15 protein-coding genes are annotated in these 17896 nt (G+C 71.4%); 6 read left to right on the top strand and 9 right to left on the bottom strand.

Going from position 1 to position 17896, the window contains the following annotated elements; genetic code table 11:
- Positions 1-10: 10 nt before the first annotated feature.
- The 5 genes from GVL05_RS12855 to GVL05_RS12835 form a co-directional block, all read right to left on the bottom strand.
- Positions 11-679, bottom strand: coding sequence for a response regulator transcription factor (locus tag GVL05_RS12855; protein WP_159573352.1), 669 nt, complete (start codon positions 677-679; stop codon positions 11-13).
- On the bottom strand, positions 676-1983 hold the full coding sequence (locus tag GVL05_RS12850; RefSeq protein ID WP_159573351.1) for a sensor histidine kinase: 1308 nt from the start codon (positions 1981-1983) through the stop codon (positions 676-678). Before GVL05_RS12850 ends, GVL05_RS12855 begins: the two co-directional genes overlap by 4 nt.
- Positions 1970-2944, bottom strand: a complete 975-nt coding sequence (locus GVL05_RS12845; RefSeq protein WP_159573350.1) for a type II CAAX endopeptidase family protein — start codon at positions 2942-2944, stop codon at positions 1970-1972. Before GVL05_RS12845 ends, GVL05_RS12850 begins: the two co-directional genes overlap by 14 nt.
- Positions 2945-3169: 225 nt before the next feature.
- Positions 3170-3730, bottom strand: a complete 561-nt coding sequence (locus tag GVL05_RS12840; RefSeq protein ID WP_131847040.1) for a low molecular weight phosphatase family protein — start codon at positions 3728-3730, stop codon at positions 3170-3172.
- A 2-nt stretch (positions 3731-3732) separates the two neighbouring features.
- Positions 3733-5028, bottom strand: a complete 1296-nt coding sequence (locus GVL05_RS12835; protein WP_111086193.1) for an adenylosuccinate synthase — start codon at positions 5026-5028, stop codon at positions 3733-3735.
- Between the two features lie 382 nt (positions 5029-5410).
- Here GVL05_RS12835 and GVL05_RS12830 point away from each other — a divergent pair, with 382 nt between their 5' ends.
- The 3 genes from GVL05_RS12830 to GVL05_RS12820 all read left to right on the top strand — a co-directional run bounded on the left by GVL05_RS12830 (position 5411) and on the right by GVL05_RS12820 (position 8022).
- Entirely contained in the window at positions 5411-6784 is a 1374-nt protein-coding gene (locus GVL05_RS12830) for a hypothetical protein (RefSeq protein WP_159573349.1), read from the top strand.
- Positions 6785-6860: 76 nt separating this feature from the next.
- Entirely contained in the window at positions 6861-7742 is an 882-nt protein-coding gene (locus tag GVL05_RS12825; protein WP_131881158.1) for a L,D-transpeptidase, read from the top strand.
- A gap of 106 nt (positions 7743-7848) precedes the next feature.
- Positions 7849-8022, top strand: coding sequence for an antitoxin (locus tag GVL05_RS12820; RefSeq protein ID WP_123293590.1), 174 nt, complete (start codon positions 7849-7851; stop codon positions 8020-8022).
- 87 nt (positions 8023-8109) lie between these two features.
- Here the strand turns inward: GVL05_RS12820 and GVL05_RS12815 are convergent, their stop codons facing one another.
- Together GVL05_RS12815 and GVL05_RS12810 are read right to left on the bottom strand one after the other, a co-directional pair.
- A complete protein-coding gene (locus tag GVL05_RS12815; RefSeq protein ID WP_159573348.1) occupies positions 8110-8274 on the bottom strand; it encodes a hypothetical protein in 165 nt (54 codons plus the stop codon).
- Positions 8275-8447: 173 nt separating this feature from the next.
- A complete protein-coding gene (locus GVL05_RS12810; protein WP_159573347.1) occupies positions 8448-12122 on the bottom strand; it encodes a S8 family serine peptidase in 3675 nt (1224 codons plus the stop codon).
- Between the two features lie 161 nt (positions 12123-12283).
- On the opposite strand from GVL05_RS12810, the gene GVL05_RS12805 reads away from it, so the two are divergent.
- The 3 genes from GVL05_RS12805 to GVL05_RS12795 are packed head-to-tail and all read left to right on the top strand — an operon-like array spanning position 12284 to position 15920.
- Complete coding sequence (locus tag GVL05_RS12805; RefSeq protein ID WP_111086194.1) at positions 12284-12949, top strand: TetR/AcrR family transcriptional regulator; 666 nt, start codon at positions 12284-12286, stop codon at positions 12947-12949.
- Positions 12946-13689 carry a hypothetical protein gene (locus tag GVL05_RS12800; RefSeq protein ID WP_159573346.1) on the top strand — a complete coding sequence of 248 codons (744 nt, stop codon included), beginning with the start codon at positions 12946-12948 and terminating at the stop codon, positions 13687-13689. Before GVL05_RS12805 ends, GVL05_RS12800 begins: the two co-directional genes overlap by 4 nt.
- Positions 13686-15920, top strand: coding sequence for a YhgE/Pip family protein (locus tag GVL05_RS12795; protein ID WP_159573345.1), 2235 nt, complete (start codon positions 13686-13688; stop codon positions 15918-15920). The genes GVL05_RS12800 and GVL05_RS12795 overlap by 4 nt, the downstream gene beginning before the upstream one ends.
- Positions 15921-16006: 86 nt before the next feature.
- Here GVL05_RS12795 and GVL05_RS12790 read toward each other — a convergent pair whose 3' ends face one another.
- Both GVL05_RS12790 and GVL05_RS12785 read right to left on the bottom strand, forming a co-directional pair.
- Positions 16007-16810, bottom strand: coding sequence for an NAD(P)-dependent oxidoreductase (locus GVL05_RS12790; protein ID WP_200849225.1), 804 nt, complete (start codon positions 16808-16810; stop codon positions 16007-16009).
- Positions 16811-16820: 10 nt separating this feature from the next.
- Positions 16821-17717, bottom strand: coding sequence for a DUF559 domain-containing protein (locus GVL05_RS12785; protein WP_159573344.1), 897 nt, complete (start codon positions 17715-17717; stop codon positions 16821-16823).
- Between the last annotated feature and the right edge of the window lie 179 nt (positions 17718-17896).

Here is a 17896-nt window from a genome sequence, read left to right as displayed (position 1 = left end):
CACGCGCGTCCTACGGTTCGGGGACCGCCACGATCCGGTTCTGGTACGCCCACACCACGGCCTGCAACCGCGACCGGACCCCGAGCTTCGGGAGCATCCGCGCCAGGTGCGACTTCACGGTCGAGACCTCGAGCACGAGTGCGACCGCGATCTCCTCGTTCGACATCCCCTGCGCGAGCAGCAGCAGGACCTCGCGTTCGCGGGCGGTGAGCACCCCGTCGGCCCGGTCCCCCGACACCGGCTGCAGGCTCCGCCGCGACACGAACTCGCGGAGCACCCGCCGCGTCAGGGCCTGGTCGAGTGTCCCGTTCCCCGCGGCGACCTGCCGCACGGCGTCGACGATGGTGTCCGGCTCGGCGTCCTTCAGCAGGAACCCGGAGGCACCGGCCTCGAGCGCCCCGAACACGTAGTCGTCCAGGTCGAACGTCGTGAGCATCAGCACCGGGATCGACGGGTCGGCGTCGGGAGCGCAGAACAACCGCGCGAGCTCGATGCCGTTCATCACGGGCATCCGGATGTCCAGGCAAGCCACGTCGGGCCGCAACGAGCGTGCCAGCGCGAGCGCCTCGCCGCCGTCGGCGGCCACGCCGACCACCTCGATGTCGGCCTCCGCGCCGAGGAGCGCGGACACCCCGGCACGGACCAGCGGCTGGTCGTCCGCCACCAGCACGCGGATCACGCGACCACCTCGCCACCGTCGGCGGCCTGCGCGGGTGCGGCAGGTGCCTCCCGTCCGAGCGCCAGCTCCACCAGCCATCCGCCGGTGGCGGTGGGACCGGTCTGGAGGCTCGCCCCCACCAGGTCCGCCCGCTCGCGCATCCCCCGCAGGCCGTTGCCGCCCGACGGTGAGGTCGGCGCTGCCGGAGCGGCGGCCGGTGCGTTCTCCACCCGGATCACCACCCGGGTCGGGTCGCGGTCGTCGACGGTGACCGTGCACGGGGCGGACGGGGCGTGCAGGGCGGCGTTGGCCAGCGCCTCCTGCACCGTCCGGTAGGCGGCGAGCTGCGCGAGCGGGCCGACGCCGTCGGCGAGCGCCTGCACTCCGCGCTGGTGGTCACCAGCGAGCACGTCGAGGCGGACGTCGCTGCGGAACCGGGCACGCTCGACCAGGTCGACGATGCCGGCGACCGTCTCGACCGCACGTTCGGCGGGGACGTCCTCGCGCAGGAGCCCGACCAGGCGGCGCAGGTCGTCGAGGACGGCGGTGCTCTGCTCCCGCACCTGACGGGCACCCTCGTGCGCGCGCTCAGGGTCGCTGTCGATCTGCCGGTCGATCACGGCGGCCATCAGGGCGATGCCGGACAGGTGGTGGGCGGCGATGTCGTGGAGCTCGCGGGCCATGGCGGCCCGTTCACGGGAGACCGCGGCGTCGACCAGGGCGTCCTGCTCGCGGAAGACCGCGCTCGCCTCGGCAGTGCGGGCGGCGCGGACCTCGCGGCGGGACCGCACCAGCAGGGTGACCAGGAGCGGGAGCCCGACGGCGCCGACGGCCTGCAGGACGCCCTGGCCGAGTGCGCCGGACAGGACCGCGCTGCCCGCTGCCACCAGCGCGCCGGCGACCAGCAGGGTCGGCCACAGGCGTGCGAGCGGGACGCGGAGGGCGGCGAGGACCACGGCGACGACCACCGGCAGGGCGGTGAGACCGAACAGGTCGAGCGACTGCGGAGCGAGCGCGGCGAACAGCACCGGCAGCGCGGACACCGCGACGAGCACGGTCCGTGGTGCCCGACGGGCGGCGAGCAGGGTGGCGGACTGGACCAGCAGGCCGATCGCCAGGACGGTCCACGCGGCGGTGAACGGTGCCGGCACCCGCAGGGCCAGGGCGGGGCCGTCCGGCTCGAGGGCGTCGAGCGGCGGCAGGCCGATCAGCAGGCCGAGGGCCACGACGGCCGTGCCGAGCGCGACGAGCACGTCGGAGCGGCGGTCGCGGGTGCGCGGGTCGCCGTCGCGCGACGTGCGCGTGCGCGGGTCAGCGGAGGCCATCGTGTGATCCTACGAGGCGGGTGCGGGCGGGGACCGGGGCGTCGATCGGCAGCGCGCGGCGAGCCGGGTCGTAGCCCAGGCGGCCGCGGGTCACGACGAGCAGCACGGCGGCCGCGACGGTCGAGGTGATGGTCAGGCCGAGCATCAGCGTGCCGGCGGTCATGCTCGGGTACATCTCCGGGAACAGCGTCGAGATCGTGTTGTTCACGCCGACGTGCAGCAGCAGGGCCAGGGGCAGACTCTCGCCGGTCTTGTTGAACACCTGGATCATCACGACGTTGAACGTGATCGTGAACAGGGCGAAGACCACGGGCTCGCTCCAGTGTGCGTTCGGCCACCCGCCCCAGTCGCTCAGGTAGAGCGGCATGTGCCAGAGCGCCCAGATCGGACCGAGGATCGCGGCGGCTCCGAGCCCGCCGAAGCGGTGCTGCAGCCGGGGCAGGGCGAAGTCGCGCCAGCCGGGCTCCTCGCTCAGGCCGGTGGAGAACAGTTGGATGACCAGGCCGGGCACGAGCATGGCGACGGCCAGGGCCGAGGGGGCACGGACGTCGCCGCCGGCGAAGGGCAGCGCGGACGCGACGATCATGGCCGGCACGACGACGAGCGCCAGGGCGTACCAGTACCAGGCGACCCGCCAACGGAACAACCGACCGACCCAGCGACGCAGCCCCGGACGGCCGTCGGCGACCGCGGTGACGATGAACGCGCCGCCCAACGGGCCGAGCAGCGCTCCGGGCAGCACGCCGGTGAACTGGGCGGAGCCGAGGACCTCGGGGAAGTGCAGGTCCCACACGCCCATGCCGTGCGGCGACAGGATGTACGGGATCCACGCCAGCCAGCTCAGGCCGAGCGCGAGGGTGAAGAACGACGCGAGCGGGTGCCGGGCGATGACGCCGCTGACTCCCCCGCGCTCCTGCGGAGTGGTGCCGGCGGTGGGCCGGACTTCGGTGGTGTTCGTCATGCACACGACGCTAGGAACTGCGGCGTCGCGGGACGACCGGCTTCGGGATGCACCTGCCGGACTTGCATCGAAAGGTGCAGGCGGTGGCGCGGCTGCGGCGCACGGTGCGGTGTCCGCCGGCCCGTGCGAGGTTGACCGCTCCGTGCGCCGCTACAACCCCGCACCGAGCGCCCAACCTCGCACCGGACGACAGAGCTCGCACCGTGCGAGTTCGGTCCGGCGGCGTCAGCGCAGCGCGGCCCGGAGGGCGTCGGCGATCAGCGCGAGCGCGGCGTCGATCTCGTCGGCGACGCGAGCGTGAGTCGCCTCGGACCGGCGGTAAGGGTCGTCGACGTCGTCGTCCGCGGGGTCGGCCGGCGGCGGGACGGTGCCGCGCAGGCGTGCGACCCGTTCGACCAGGGCCTCGGGCGAGTGCACGTCGGCCAGGTCACCGGGCTCGAGCCCCGCGAGCACCCGCGCGAACTGCTTGATCGTGAACGCCCGCTTGGTGGCCCGGGGTGCGAGCGACACCACGGCCGCGCGGTGCGACCGTTCGGCCGTCAGCACCAGGTCGGCCTCCTCGACGATCGCGGCCGTCAAGTAGCGCGAGCCGTGCCCCGACGGGTCACCGCCGAGCCGGACGGACTGTGCCGCGGCGGCGCCGTCCATCGCAGCACCGTCGTCGGCGATGGTGCCGGCGGACTCGACCACGAACGCCGCAGCGTCCGGGCCGAGTCGCGCCGTCAGGACCTGCGCGCCGAGCGGCGAACGACAGATGTTGCCGCTGCAGACGAACAGGACCCGCATCGTCAGGCGCCGGCGCCGAGCAGGTCGTGCCGGACGACGATGGCGTCGCGGCCCGGACCGACACCGATCGCGGAGATCCGCGCGCCGGACATCGCTTCGACCGCGAGCACGTAGTCCTGGGCGTTCTTCGGCAGGTCGTCGAACGAGCGGGCGCCGGTGATGTCCTCGGTCCAGCCGGGGAACTCCTCGTACACGGGCTTCGCGTGGTGGAAGTCCGACTGGTTCACGGGCACTTCGTCCACGCGGACGCCGTCGACCTCGTACGCGACGCAGACGGGGATCGTCTCGAGCCCGGTCAGCACGTCGAGCTTGGTCAGCACGAAGTCGGTCACGCCGTTGATGCGCGCGGTGTACCGGGCGATCGGGGCGTCGTACCAACCACAGCGGCGCGGACGGCCCGTGGTGGTGCCGAACTCGAAGCCGTTGGCGCGCAGGAACTCGCCGGACTCGTCGAACAGCTCGGTCGGGAACGGACCGGCACCGACGCGGGTCGTGTACGCCTTGACGATGCCGATGATGCGCTCGAGCTTGCCCGGGCCGATGCCGGAACCGGTCGCTGCGCCACCGGCGGTCGCCGACGACGACGTCACGAACGGGTAGGTGCCGTGGTCGACGTCGAGCATGGTCGCCTGACCGGCCTCGAACAGGACGGTGTCGCCGCGCTCCAGTGCCCGGTGGATCTCGAGGGCGGTGTCCGCGACCATCGGGCGCAGTCGCTCGGCGTAGGACAGCAGCGACTCGACCACTTCTTCGGCGTCGATCGCGCGGCGGTTGAAGACCTTGACGAGCAGGTGGTTCTTCTGGTCGAGGGCCGCTTCGACCTTCTGCCGCAGGATGTTCTCGTCGAAGATGTCCTGGACGCGGATGCCGACGCGGTTGATCTTGTCGGCGTAGGACGGGCCGATGCCGCGACCGGTGGTGCCGATCTGGCGCTTGCCGAGGAACCGCTCCGTCACCTTGTCGATGGTGCGGTGGTAGTGCGTGATGAGGTGGGCGTTCGCCGACACGAGCAGCTTCGAGGTGTCGACGCCGCGGGCCTTCAGCGCGTCGAGTTCCTGGAACAGCACCTCGAGGTCGACGACCACGCCGTTGCCGATGATCGGCGTGACGCCGGGCGTGAGGATGCCGGAGGGCAGCAGGTGCAGCGCGTACTTCTCGCCGCCGACGACGACGGTGTGGCCGGCGTTGTTGCCGCCGTTGAACTTCACGACGTAGTCGATGCGGGAGCCGAGGAGGTCGGTGGCCTTCCCCTTGCCCTCGTCGCCCCACTGGGCTCCGATGATGACTGCTGCGGGCATCTGGTTCTCCTCACGTTGGCGGAGGACCTCACGCGACCAGGCGGGCCGGTGGTCCACCCGAGTCTATCGGCTGGTCACTCGCGCGCCACCCATCGGACACGGTCGCCCGCACCGTCGCCGCGTCGGTGAATTGTCCTCATTACGCGTCGGTGCATGCCGAACGTCCCCACAAGGGGGGACAAATAGTTCCAGGCCGGAACATCTCGGGAAGCACGACGTATCGTGCACCGCGACGTCGGTTTCCCTGTCGGCGTCACGTCGGAGTCCAACCCACTCCGTTCAGCCAGCGCGAGATTCGCGTGAGCACCACCGGACGCTGCAACGCGCCCGGATGCATCAGAACAGTCGTGCCCTCATGCAGCACGGAAAGAAGAGTTCGACGATGAACAAGGCTCTCTGGAGCAAGAAGGCGCTCGCGCTCCCCGCGTGCGCCGCGATCGTGATCGGTGGCGTCACCTTGGCCGCCGCCCCCGCGATGGCCGACCCGGCCGACCTGTCCATCACCAGCCAGTCGGTCTCCGGCCGCGTGCTGACCGTGAGCGGCACCGGCACCCCCGGTGAGAACATCCAGCTCGACGAGGACTTCCGCAACACCCGCCAGGAGATCCCGGCGAGCGGCACCTGGACGATCTCGTACACGATCCCCGGTACGGACACGACTGCGCAGACGTACACGTTCGAGCAGCTCAAGGGCCTGAACCAGGACGGCTCGGTGACGGTCACCGCCGCCCCCGAGGCCACGGACAAGCCCTTCGCCGTCACGTCGCAGTCGGTCTCCGGCCGCACGCTGACGGTCTCCGGCACCGGCGCAGTCGGCAACACCGTCAACTTCGACGCGGGGTTCCCGGTGCAGCGCACCGCCATCAAGGACGACGGCACCTGGACCATCTCGTACGAGATCCCGGGCACCGACACCGACGAGCACACCTACACGATCAACGAGCAGCGCGCGAACCTGTCGACGGTCGAGTCGCTGACCGTGACCGCTCGTGCGGAAGCTGCCGTCCTGCCCTTCGCCGTCACGTCGCAGTCGGTCTCCGGCCGCACGCTGACGGTCTCCGGTACCGGCGCCGTCGGCAACACGGTGAACTTCGACGTGGGCTACCCCGTCCGCCGCACCCCGATCTCCGACGACGGCACCTGGACGATCTCGTACGAGATCCCGGGCACCGACACCGACGAGCACACCTACACGATCAACGAGCAGCGCTCGAACCTGTCGACGGTCGACTCCGTCACCGTCACGGCTCGCGCCGAAGCCGCGGTTGCGGACTTCAACTTCTCGCTGACCAGCCCGACCGACGGCGACACCGTCGACTCGCGCACCGTGACTTTCACCGGGACCGGCGCCGTGGGCGACACCGTGAACGTGCTGGACACCGATGGCAACCGCGCTGCTCCGCAGACGATCGTGGACGCCGACGGCAACTGGTCCACCACGGGCACCTTCTCGGACTCGGCTGCTGTCGAGCAGGACCTGAGTGTCAACCAGGTCGGTGGCGGCCAGGGCCAGGGCAACATCGAGTTCTCGATCACGCTGCCCGCCGTGGCAGCGGCCCCCGGTGACGGTGGCGACGAGGGCACGACCCCGGGTGACGGCGGCGACGAGGGCACCACCCCCGTCGACGGCGGCGACCAGGGCGCGACCCCCGGCACCGGCACCGGCACCGGCACCGGCACCGAGACCGGCGCTGGCGCCGCTCCGGCCGTCGGCCGCACCCCGGCCGTGGGTGCACTCCCGGTCGTCAGCGGCTGACACCGGAACCATCCACCGAGCGGGGGCGCGACGGATCGTCGCGTCCCCGTTCGCCGTCCCGACCCGGAATCCGCACATGCACGCAACCCGCTCAGCTCGCCTCGTCCTCGCCGTCGCCGCCGGAGTGCTGCTCTCGCTCGGCCTGGCGTCCTGCCACGCTGATCCCGCCCCGACCGCTGCGAGCAGCACGGGTACCGCCACGGCGACCCCGACGGCGTCCGCCGAGCCCTACCGCGCACCGTCGACGAAGACGGTTGCAGCACTCCCCGAGGCCCGGTACGACGCGGTCATCGGCGGGCTCCTGCCCTCGTACGACCCTGACGTCCCGAAGGCCGCAGGACACGCGTACACGATCCAGCGCGACGCGCCGCTCTACGGCGACGACCGCACCGAGCCGGTCGCGAGACTCGCAGCCGAGAACTTCCTCGGTGACCCCACCGTCGTCGTCCCGCTGCGGTTCCAGGGCGACTGGGCCCTCGTCATGACCCCGAGCCGACAGGCACTGCCGTCAACTGCACCGGGCGGCGCTCCAGCGCAGACCGCCGGCTGGATGCGCCGCGACCTGCTGCACCAGGGCGACGCGCTCGACGACCACGTCGTCATCTCCGTCGGTGACCAGACCGTGTTGATCGTCGCTGCGAGCGGCAAGGTCGTGCACGAGTTCCCGGCCGGCGTCGGTGCCGGGGACACTCCGACCCCGACCGGTGTCGTCGGCTACATCCAGGCGAGGTACCTGGATCCCGCCCAGGACCAGACGGTGCACCAGATCAACCTGACGACGCTGCACTCCGCAGCGGCGGACGAGCCGTTCGGCGGTGACGACGGCGGGCTCATCGGCGTGCACTACGAATCCGTCGCCCGCGGAGCGGTGTCCCACGGGTGCGTCCGCCTCGACGGTGATGCCGTCGATGCGATCAACGCACTCCCGCTCGGCACCGTCGTGCAGATGGTCGCGTAGTCACCGGTACCGCGACCTCTCGTCCGGACCACACAGGCTGTGTGGACGCTCGGTGGCTCCGGAGCACCGTCGTACCGGTCAGATCCACCATCGGAAGGAGCACGACATGAGTGACCTCGGTGACAAGGCCAAGGACTTCGCGAACAGCGACAAGGGCGAGCAGGCGTCCGACGCCGGCCTCGACAAGGCAGGCGACGCGGCCGACAAGGCGACCGGCGGCGGCCACGGCGACCAGATCGACAAGGCCCAGCAGGCGGCTGACGACAAGGTCGGCGAGTAACGCCCGGTACGCACCCAGGTGACGGACGGAAGGCCCGGTGCCAGCTGGCACCGAGCCTCCCGTCCGTCCGTTTCGCACGCCGCGTGATCAGGCGCGGAAGAAGTCCTGGTACGACGGGTCGCCGACGGGCTGCGAGTAGCCGGGCTCGGCGAGACGCTGCTCGATCATCGCCTGGACGACGTCGGGCGGGGTGAGCCCCCGGCGGCGCCACTCGGTCGGGTTGGCCCGGAGCTGGCTCAGCGTGTTCTGCATGCTGCAACCCTGGCACCCGATAACTAGTTTGTCTAACTACCTGTCCCGATTCCGCGTTCACGGGGTCCCCGCCCCGGCCCCGATCCGCTTCGTGAGCAGAAGATGTCGGGTCCGAACGCGGGACCCGACATCTTCTGCTCACCATGTGCGGCGCGCGGACGCGCTCGCGGCGACTACTTCCGCGACACCTTCGCGGTCGACTTGGACGTCGCGGTGCCGTCCTTGTAGCCCGAGGCGTGCGCGGTCACCTTGACGGAGAACTTGTGCCCCGCGTCGGACGTGCCGAGCTTGTACGTCGCACCGGTGGCCTTCTTCACGACCTTGCCGTCGCGGAGCCACTGGTACTTGTACGTCGCCTTCGCCGTGCTCCACTTGCCGTGGTTCGCCGACAGCTTCGAGCCGACCTTCGCCGTCCCGCTGACCGTCACCTTGCTGCCCGCGGCGAGCGCGAGCGTGGGCGGGGTCACCGAGATGGTCGACGTGCCGGCCTGCTTGCCCGACGCGTTGCCGAGGTGCAGGAGCAGCACGGTGGCCTTCGTGACACCCGACGCTCGGGTGACCCGGAGGACGCCGGAGTCGGCGAACAGGACGCCGGTGCTGCGGCCCTGCGCGAAGGACAGTGCCGGCTTCGACGGGTCGAACGAGGCGCTCTTCGTCTCGTCCACCACAGAGGAGCCCGTGGTCGCGGCACCCGGGGCGTACGCCGACTCGGTCAGGACCGAGTAGGTGAACTTGCCCTTCGCGCCGATCAGCGCACCGGTGGTCGTGAGCACCTTCACCGAGCTGTCGAAGGTGTTGACGTCCTGGCCGGGTGCCCCGCCGTTCAGCGGCTGGACGTCGACGACCGGGTCGACGTCCGGGTCGTCCGACGCGGCCTTGGCCAGGTCGATCGTCGTCGCGAACGTCGCGTCCACCGCGGCGGACTTGGCGTTGTAGACCAGGTAGTCGGGCTCGCCGTCACGGTTCGTGTCGATGAGCACCTCGACGTTGGTCACGGCGCCGGGGTTGGCGTCGGGGCCGGCCGTCTGGATGCCGAACGCGATCGTGTCCGAGGCCTTGTCGTAGCTCGCGCCGTAGGAGCGGATGTCCGCTGCCTGCAACGAGCGCTTCGCCGAGCCGGCCGGGAACGACTCGACCGGGTCGGTCCCGCCGAGCACGAACGGTGCGACGGCGGCGTGGTAGCCGGTCGTCAGGCCGCCCTGGTCGACGGTGCGCCCCTTGAGCGTCAGGTCGGCCGACTTGCCCGGGCCGGTGAAGGCGACGGTGGAGCGACCCTGCACGGAGCTGACGGGCTTCGGTGCGAGGTACGCACCGACGCGCAGCGGCACCGCGGTCGTGTCGGTCGGCGTGAACGCCACGATGCCCGAGGCGGCGGTGACGAACTCGCGCTGGTAGCCCTGCTGCACCGACTCCTGGGTGGGGTCGATGACGCGGCGGAGCTTCGTCGGGTCGGCGATCGTGAAGGTGAGCTTCACCGTCGCGGTGCGGTTCGCCGGGACGGTGACCCGCTTCGTGTTGAGCGCGAACGTCACGCCGGGCTGCGACACCTGCGGCTGGTAGGCCACGTCGTAGGTGTGCGCGACGCCGTCGGTGTTCGCGATCTGCAGGGTGCGGCTCTCGGTCGTCGCGCTCGAGACCTCGACGACACCGAACGAGGCAGTGACGAGCAGGTCGTTCTCGACGCTCCGCACAGTGGTGCCGGCGGTCACGGCCTGCAGAGCGTCGACGCGGCCGGTGCCCTGCCGGAGCAGGGTCGCCGATCGCGAGCCGTCCTTGACGTCGTGCGTCGCCGTGTTCATGAGCGCCGCCTTGACCTGCGGTGCGCTCCACTCCGGGTGCGCCTGGAAGGTCAGCGCCGCGATGCCCGCGACGTCCGGCGTGGCCATCGAGGTGCCGCTCATCGACATGCGGCCGTCACCGGTGCCGTTGGCCGCCGAGATCACGTTGACCCCGGGGCCGGCGATGTCCGGCTTGACGATGTCGTTGAACGACCCGTGCACGCCCCGGCTGGTGAACCCGGCGAGCGTGTTCACGGCCTCCGGGTCGGTGGCGAGTTCGAAGCCCTTGAGCTCGTCCGCGAGGCGCACGTGCAGGGTCCCCGCCTTGGCAGCTGCCTGGAGGCTCGTGGCGGCGTCCAGCGTCAGCTCGGCTCCGGGGATGGTCGCGTTTCCGGCGATGCCCGAGTCGAAGGTGTTGATCGTGCCAGCGAGCAGGACGCCGATGCCGCCGGCGGCCTGGACGTTGTTGAAGCGCACGCCGGAGCCGCACTCGAGCGCGCCGTCCGTCCACTTCAGCCAGACGACCTTGCCCGCGATCTTCGCGGCGTCGGCGGCGCTGAACGCGGCGCAGCCGTCGATGTTGCTGGTCGGGACGACGACGTCACCCTCGACCGGCAGGGTTCCCGTGAAGTTCTGCGAGTACTGCGACCGGTAGGTCTTCGCGACGTTCGCGGGGGCCGTGGCCTGCACGCCGTCGTACAGCGACTGACCGGTGGCGCTCGCGGCGACGGTGAGCGCACCCTCGGCGTTGCCCGGCGAGCCACCGATGTCGGTGAAGTCGTCGGCGTTGCCCGAGGCGATCACGGGAAGCACCCCGCGGGCGGTCAGCGCGTCGATCTTGGCGTTGTCGGGGTCGTCCGGTGCGCCGTAGTCGGAGCCGAGCGACAGGTTCAGGACGTTGATGTCCTTGCCCTCGGTGAGCGCCTGGCCCACCCAGTCGAGCGCGGCGCCCGTGACGTCGGTCGAACCGCCGCCGTCACCGAACACCTTGAGGGCGTAGAGGCCGGCCTCGGGCGCCGTGCCCGGACCGATCCACATGTCCTGCACCTGCTGCGTGGTGAGCTTGGTGTAGTCGCCGTCGAACTGCTGCTTGTCGGCGGTCAGGCCGTAGCCCGCGATCGAGCCGGACACGTGCGTGCCGTGGTCGCCGCCCTTGCCGTCGATGGGGTTGTCGTCCGGAGCCGGCACCGGGTCGTAGGCCGGGTCGGCCGGGTCGGCGTTGTACGTCGCACCGGCGAAGTCGTACCCGCCGAGGAACTTCGACGCGTCGTACAGGCTGGGGTCCGGGGCGCCGGAGCTCGCGTTCGCCAGGGCCTGCTGGTAGGCCGCGGTGGTGCCGGGTCCGCCGAAGTCGGCCTGCGTGTAGTCGAGGCCGGTGTCGAGGACGGCGACGTTGACGTCCTTGCCGGTGTGGCCGGTCTGCTGCCAGGCGTTGAGCGAGCGCGTGTAGACGTCGCTCGCGGCGTTCTTCGGCGAGACGCCGTCGGCACCCGGCTTCACGAGGCTCGGGTCCACACCGGACGGTGCTGCGCTCGCGTCGGCGTTGACCGTCGGCTCGACGATCTTCTTCGGCGTGAGCGGGATGATGCTCTCGACGTCGGAGCGCTTCGCGATGTCCTGCAGCGCGGAGACGTCGGCGACGACCGCGACACCGGGGACGGTGTACTCGGTCGAGTAGAGCTCGGTGGAGTCGGCGTCGGCGCGCTTGACGGCGGCGCGGACGGCCGCGGTGGTCGACTCGATCGCCTTGACGCGGCTCTTCGCTGCCGAGGACTGCGTCTTGGACTTGGTCAGGTCACCGCCCTTCGCGTTCGCGTCGACTTCGAGGGCACCCTGGCCGGTCGTGCGCACGAAGGCGGCGACGGTCTTGGTGGGCTTGGCGTCGCGCAGTGGTGCGGAGAGCTTCAGGTCGGCCACCGACACCCCGGCCGGAGCTGCGGAGGCCGCGCCCCCGACTGCGAGGCCGCCGCACGTCAGGGCCACGGCGGCGATGCCGGCGGTCAGGACGCGTGCGATGCGATGGGAGTTCGGGGTCGGGTTCGGGTCGTGGTTCGGTGTTGCACGGTTCAAAGAGGGCACTCCAGGCTCAGTCCGTGGTTCGCATGAGATTGCTGTGAAGTTATGCGCTTACATTCAGAAAGGGCAGTCCGCACTTTGGGGGACACCCCCGTTCGAGGGCCGGTCTCTCTGTTAAGTTGCACACACGTGTGCACGTTATTACGATGGGGTTCGTGACCACTGCTTCCCACCCCGCACGCGCACCCCGCCGCGACGCGACCGAGAACCGGGCAGCCCTCCTCGACGCAGCACGGACCTGCCTGCAGCGCGATCCGGACGCCTCCATCGAGACGATCGCCGCGGCCGCCGGACTCTCGCGCCGCGCGGTGTACGGACATTTCCCGTCACGTGACGACCTCGTGCGCGAGGTCGTCACCTCCGGTGCCGCTCGCATCGCCGCGGCCATGCCGACCACCTCGGACCTGCAGGAGCTGCCGCCGGCGGCCCGGCTCGCCGCGATCGCCGTGACCCTCTGGACCGAGGTCTCGCACGTCCGGTCCATGGCCCGGGTCGCCGTGCGCAGCCCGTTCGCCGAGCCCGTCGCCGAGGTGTTCGCACCCCTGCGCGCCCAGGTCCGCCAGGCGTGCGCCCTCGGGATCGCCGAGGGCGCCATGCGCGACGACGTCGACCCCGCCACCCTCGGGCGTCTGGTCGAGGGTGCGTGCATCGCCGTCCTCGACGAGGCGACCCGATCGGGCACCCCGGACGAGGCCGGACGGCGCATGGTGGTGCTGTCGGCGCTCGGCATGGCCGGCATCGACTGGCGCACCGCACTGCTGTCCGAACCCGCGGCCCCGGCCACCGGCTCCGCTGTCTCCCCCGTGAAGGACCCCGCATGACGCTCGAACTCGACCACGTCGGCATCGGCGAGGAGCCCGGCGCAGCACTGCCCGTCGTCTCCGCCGTCGCCGCACCCGGACACCCCGGGGTCGTCGCCGTCGAGACTGAGCAGGCCCCCGTGCTCGCCTCGCTCGTCGCCGGCGGCCGGATGCAGCCCGACACCGGGCGGCTGCTGCTCGACGGGCACGAGGACGCCGCCGCCGTGCGCCGCGCCTTCGCCCTCGTCGACACCCCGGGCGTCGCCGAGCCCTTCCCCGTGATGACCGTCAAGCAGATCGTGCGCGAGGAGCTCGCGTTCGCCGCCCAGCGCCCCTCGCGCGACCACGTCGACACCGTGCTCGAGGAACTCGGCCTGCGGCACTACGCGGACACCCCGGTCCAGCGGGTGCCGACCGCCGTGCGCGTCCGACTGCTCGTCGAGCTCGCACTGCTCCGCGACGGCGTGACCGGCCTCGTCGTCACCGCGCCCGAGCGGCACGGCGGCGCCGTCGAGGAGTGGTTCGCGGTCCTCCGCGACGTCGCCCGACGCGGCGTGACCGTCGTGCTCGTCACCTCGAAGGCCGCAGCCGCGACCGTCGAGACGCTGCTCGACACCGTCGACACGACCGGAACCATCCAGACGACCGAAACCGAGGGTCCCGACGACGCGGCCCTGTCCGACGGAACCGAGCCGGGCCTCCCGTCCGGCCCTTCCGTCACCGCAGAATCCGCAACCGTCCCGACGGAGGCAACCCCGTGACCACCACCTCGCTCGTCCGCGCCGAACTGGCGCGACTCACCGCGACCCCGCTTGCACGACTGGCGTTCATCGCCCTGATGATCGTGCCGCTGCTGTACGGCGGCGCGTACCTGTGGGCGAACCGCGACCCGTACGCCAAGCTCGACCAGATCCCCGCGGCGATCGTGAACCTCGACGCCGGGGCCACCCTCGACGGCGACCAGGTCGACTACGGCACCGACGTCACGAAGGAGGCGATCGACGGCGCCGACTTCAAGTGGACGAAGACCAGCGCCGCCGACGCGCGCTCCGGCGTGCGGAACGGCACCTACGACTTCGTCGTCACGATCCCGCACGACTTCTCCGAGCACCTGGTGTCCGCGCAGTCCGACGACCCGACGCAGGCGAAGCTCGTCATGACGACGGCCGACACGAACTCGTACCTGGCCTCGACCATCGCGGAGCAGGCCGGCAAGACCATGCGCACGGCCGTCGCCGAGCGCGTCGGCAAGCAGGCGGCGAAGACCCTGCTCGTCGGGCTCGCTGACGTCCGCGACAGCCTCGGCGACGCCGTCGACGGTGCCGACCAGCTCGCCTCCGGCACCGCGAAGGCGGACTCGGGGGCTCGCAAGCTGGCGGACGGCACCGGCAAGCTGTCGTCCGGCGCAGCGGAACTCGCCTCCGGCACGGCGTCGTTGCCGTCCCAGACCCAGCAGCTGGACAGCGGGGCACAGCAGGTGGCCTCGGGTGCTTCCACGCTCGCCTCGGGCCTGGCGAGTGCGCAGCAGCAGACGGCGGCGCTGCCGTCGCAGACGCAGCAGTTGAACAGTGGGGCGCAGCAGCTGCAGACCGGACTGCACCAGCTCCGCGACCAGACGTCGACCCTGCCTGCGGACTCGGCGACGCTCGCGTCCGGTGCATCGAAGGTCGCCAGCGGCAACGCCGAGCTCGCCGACAAGGCCGCGCCGTTCATCGCGGGTGTCCAGCAGCTCTCTGCGCAGTCGCCGGAACTCGTCGCGTCGCTGAAGCCCGTCGTACAGGCGTCCACGGTGCTCAACGCTGACCAGAAGACCGAGCTGCTCGCCGGGCTCGACGACCTGCAGACCGGCAGTGCCGATCTCGGCACCGGTGCCGGAGCGCTGTCCGGCAACCTGCAGAAGCTCAAGACCGGCAGCGCGCAGGTGTCCGCCGGAGCGTCGCAGCTCGCCGAGAAGGCTCCGGCGCTGACGAGTGGCATCCAGCAGCTCTCCGACGGCTCGGACACGCTCGCCGCCGGGACGTCGAAGCTGGCCGCGGCGGCGCCCACGTTGACCTCGGGCATCTCGTCGGCGGCGGACGGCGCGTCGACGCTCGCAACGGGTGCCGCGAAGGTCGCAGACGGCACGTCTGCGCTCGCGTCCGCCGCACCCACGCTGTCGTCAGGTGCTTCGTCACTCGCCTCGGGCGCAGCGTCCGCCGACAAGGGTGCTTCGTCGCTCGTCTCCGGCTTGGACGAGCTCAAGACCGGGTCGTCGAAGCTCGCCGCGTCGCTCGACGAGGGCCGCACGAAGATCCCCGCGTCGAACGCCTCGGAGCGCGAGTCGCAGGCGTCGGTCATCTCCGACCCGGTGAAGGTCGGGGACGACAACGTCGCCGCCGCGTCGAACTACGGCGCCGGCCTCGCGCCGTTCTTCATCTCGCTCGCGGCCTGGATCGGCATGTACGCGCTGTTCCTCATCCTCAAGCCGATCTCGAAGCGGGCGATCACCGCGGTGCGGAAGCCCCTCGCGGTGGTGTTCGGCGGCTGGCTGACCCCGGCGCTGCTCGGCCTGGTGCAGATGGTGGCGCTGTTCTTCATCGTGCGCTTCGCCCTCGACCTGAACGTGGTGCACGTCGGCGGCACGATCGGGATCATGGTGCTCGCCTCGGCGACGTTCGCGGCGGTCATCATGGCGCTCAACGTGCTGCTCGGGTCGGTGGGACAGTTCCTCGGCCTGGTGCTCATGCTCGTGCAGCTCGTCACCGCCGGCGGCACGTTCCCGTGGCAGACGCTGCCCGGACCGTTGGCAGCGCTGCACTTCGCGCTGCCGATGACGTACTCGGTCGACGCGATCCGGCAGACGATGTACGGCGGGAACCTCGGCGCCGCGTGGTCCGACGCGGGCGTGCTGCTCTGCTGGCTGCTCGGGGCGCTGCTCGTGTCCTTCGTGGTCACGGCGCGGCAGACCCGCTCCCGCACGCTGCGCGACCTGCGCCCGAGCCTGATCGGGTAGCGGGGCGGCGGCGCGGGGCGGGCGCCGGGCGTTCGCTTGGTGAGCAGAAATGGTCGGGTGGCGTCAGGCCACCCGACCATTTCTGCTCACGAAGTGCTAAGCCCGAGGGGCAACGACACCATCTCGCCGCCGAGGAACCGCAGGTCCTCCGGCGGCAGGTCCGCCCGAGCGTCGGGGTCGAGCGCCCGGGACGCGTCGTCGCGCGGGACGAAGCCGATGCGCTCCCCGGCGGTCAGGTCGGCGGGCGAGCCGGTGTTCCGCGACAGCGCCCACACGACGTGGTGCCCCGGTTCGCGCAGGTCGACGGTCGCGAGCACCAGGCGCGCCAGGTCGTCGGGCGAGCTCCACATCAGGAGCGCTCGCGACGACGACGGCTGCTCCCCGAAGGCCCCGATGCGCGCCGAGACGATCGACATGTCGTACCGGTCGGCGAACAGGCTGCCGAGCAGTTCCATCGCCGCCTTCGTCACGCCGTAGTAGGTGTCCGGCCGCGGCAGTCGGTCGCCCGGCACGCTGCCCGGCTCGTCGAGCGGCTCGGGGACCCGGCCGACCGCGTGGATCGAGCTCGCGAGCAGCACCCGGAGCACACCGTTCGCCGCCGCACGCTCGAGCACGTTCTTCGTGCCGGTCAGGTTCGCCTCGAGCAGGTCGTCCCACGCGGCCTCGGTCGGGATACCTGCCAGGTGCACCACGGTGTCGACCCCGGCGAGCGCGTCGTCCAGCGCAGCGGGGTCGTTCACCGAGCCGGAGACGAACCGCTCCCCGGCGACGACCGGGTCGTCGGGCGTCCGTTCGTCGAGCAGGACGAGGTCGTGTCCGGCCGTCAGGAGCCTGGGCCGGAGAGCCGCCCCGATGCGTCCTGCGGCCCCGGTGATGAGCAGCGTCGCCATGCCGCGGACGCTACCCGCGGCGCACGAGCAGTTCCCTCAGGTGGTCGACGGCGCCGGACACGTGCACGCCCAGGTCCGACTTCGTCCACCGGACGACCGCCCAGCCGAGCTGTTCGAGATCGCGGTAGCGCCGCAGATCACGCCCCCACTGCTCGGCGTCGGTCCGGTGCTGGTCCCCCTCGTACTCGATCACGATGCGCTGCTGCGGGTACGCCATGTCGACACGCCCCACGAAGCGCCCGGCCTGGTCGAGCACGTCGACCTGCAGCTCCGGCTCGGGCAATCCGGCACGCACGATCGTCAGTCGCGCCAGGGTCTCCCGCGGCGAGCCCGCCCCGACCCGCACGAGCTCGAGCGCCACCCGCAGCTTCCGGACTCCTGCGCGCGCCCCGGCCCGGTCGAGCGCTCCGCGCAGGTCGTCGATCGTCGTTGCACACCGCCGGATCGTTACGATCGCATCGCCCAGTGCAACGAGCTGGTCGATGCTCAGGAGCGCACCGCAGTCGACCCACAGCGCCGCCGGAGTGCTCACGGGCATCCCCCAGCGCTCGGCGACGGCAGCCCGGTCAGCGGTGATGCGGTGTCCGACGACTCCGGTCCGACGTGGTTGGGCCGCGGGGATCAGACTCGTGATGTGCACCGGCCCTGCGGCGCCGACGGGCACCGGCAGCTCCCACAGCACGGCTGCCGAGAGGTGGCTGACGAACTGTCCGGGCAGCAGGATCGACCGGAACGCCCGGATCCGTTCGACGCCGTCGGGTGGGCGTCCACGCGCCCAGCGGATCGATCGGGTCGGCCGGAACAGGTCTCGCCGTCGGAGTCGTTGGCGGCTGACACCCGCACGGTCGGCGGCCCTGACGTCGAACGACCGGTACCGGAGCCGGGGTGGAAGTGGGCGTGCTCGCATGCCGTCCACACTCGCGCCCCCGCGCAAGGTCCACACGCGCGAACGCACCTTCCGTGCACAACGTGCCCCGGGCCTCCCGTGTGGAGGAGTGACCACGCGCGCTTCGTGAGCAGAAATGGTCGAGTCAGCACCACGGACCCGACCATTTCCTGTCTCTTATACACCTCTCCGAGCCCACG

The organism is Curtobacterium sp. 18060, assembly GCF_902706105.1.
In the GTDB taxonomy this organism is placed as follows: Bacteria; Actinomycetota; Actinomycetes; order Actinomycetales; family Microbacteriaceae; genus Curtobacterium.
This window is presented reverse-complemented; position numbering and strand designations above follow the sequence as displayed.

Excerpts from the sequence above, each read along its gene's own strand:
- GVL05_RS12850 (WP_159573351.1), bottom strand. The coding sequence starts at position 1,983 with ATGGCCTCCGCTGACCCGCGCACGCGCACGTCGCGCGACGGCGACCCG.
- GVL05_RS12845 (WP_159573350.1), bottom strand. The coding sequence starts at position 2,944 with ATGACGAACACCACCGAAGTCCGGCCCACCGCCGGCACCACTCCGCAG.
- GVL05_RS12840 (WP_131847040.1), bottom strand. The coding sequence starts at position 3,730 with ATGCGGGTCCTGTTCGTCTGCAGCGGCAACATCTGTCGTTCGCCGCTC.
- GVL05_RS12835 (WP_111086193.1), bottom strand. The coding sequence starts at position 5,028 with ATGCCCGCAGCAGTCATCATCGGAGCCCAGTGGGGCGACGAGGGCAAG.
- GVL05_RS12830 (WP_159573349.1), top strand. The coding sequence starts at position 5,411 with ATGAACAAGGCTCTCTGGAGCAAGAAGGCGCTCGCGCTCCCCGCGTGC.
- GVL05_RS12825 (WP_131881158.1), top strand. The coding sequence starts at position 6,861 with ATGCACGCAACCCGCTCAGCTCGCCTCGTCCTCGCCGTCGCCGCCGGA.
- GVL05_RS12820 (WP_123293590.1), top strand. The coding sequence starts at position 7,849 with ATGAGTGACCTCGGTGACAAGGCCAAGGACTTCGCGAACAGCGACAAG.
- GVL05_RS12815 (WP_159573348.1), bottom strand. The coding sequence starts at position 8,274 with ATGCAGAACACGCTGAGCCAGCTCCGGGCCAACCCGACCGAGTGGCGC.
- GVL05_RS12800 (WP_159573346.1), top strand. The coding sequence starts at position 12,946 with ATGACGCTCGAACTCGACCACGTCGGCATCGGCGAGGAGCCCGGCGCA.
- GVL05_RS12790 (WP_200849225.1), bottom strand. The coding sequence starts at position 16,810 with ATGGCGACGCTGCTCATCACCGGGGCCGCAGGACGCATCGGGGCGGCT.
- GVL05_RS12785 (WP_159573344.1), bottom strand. The coding sequence starts at position 17,717 with ATGCGAGCACGCCCACTTCCACCCCGGCTCCGGTACCGGTCGTTCGAC.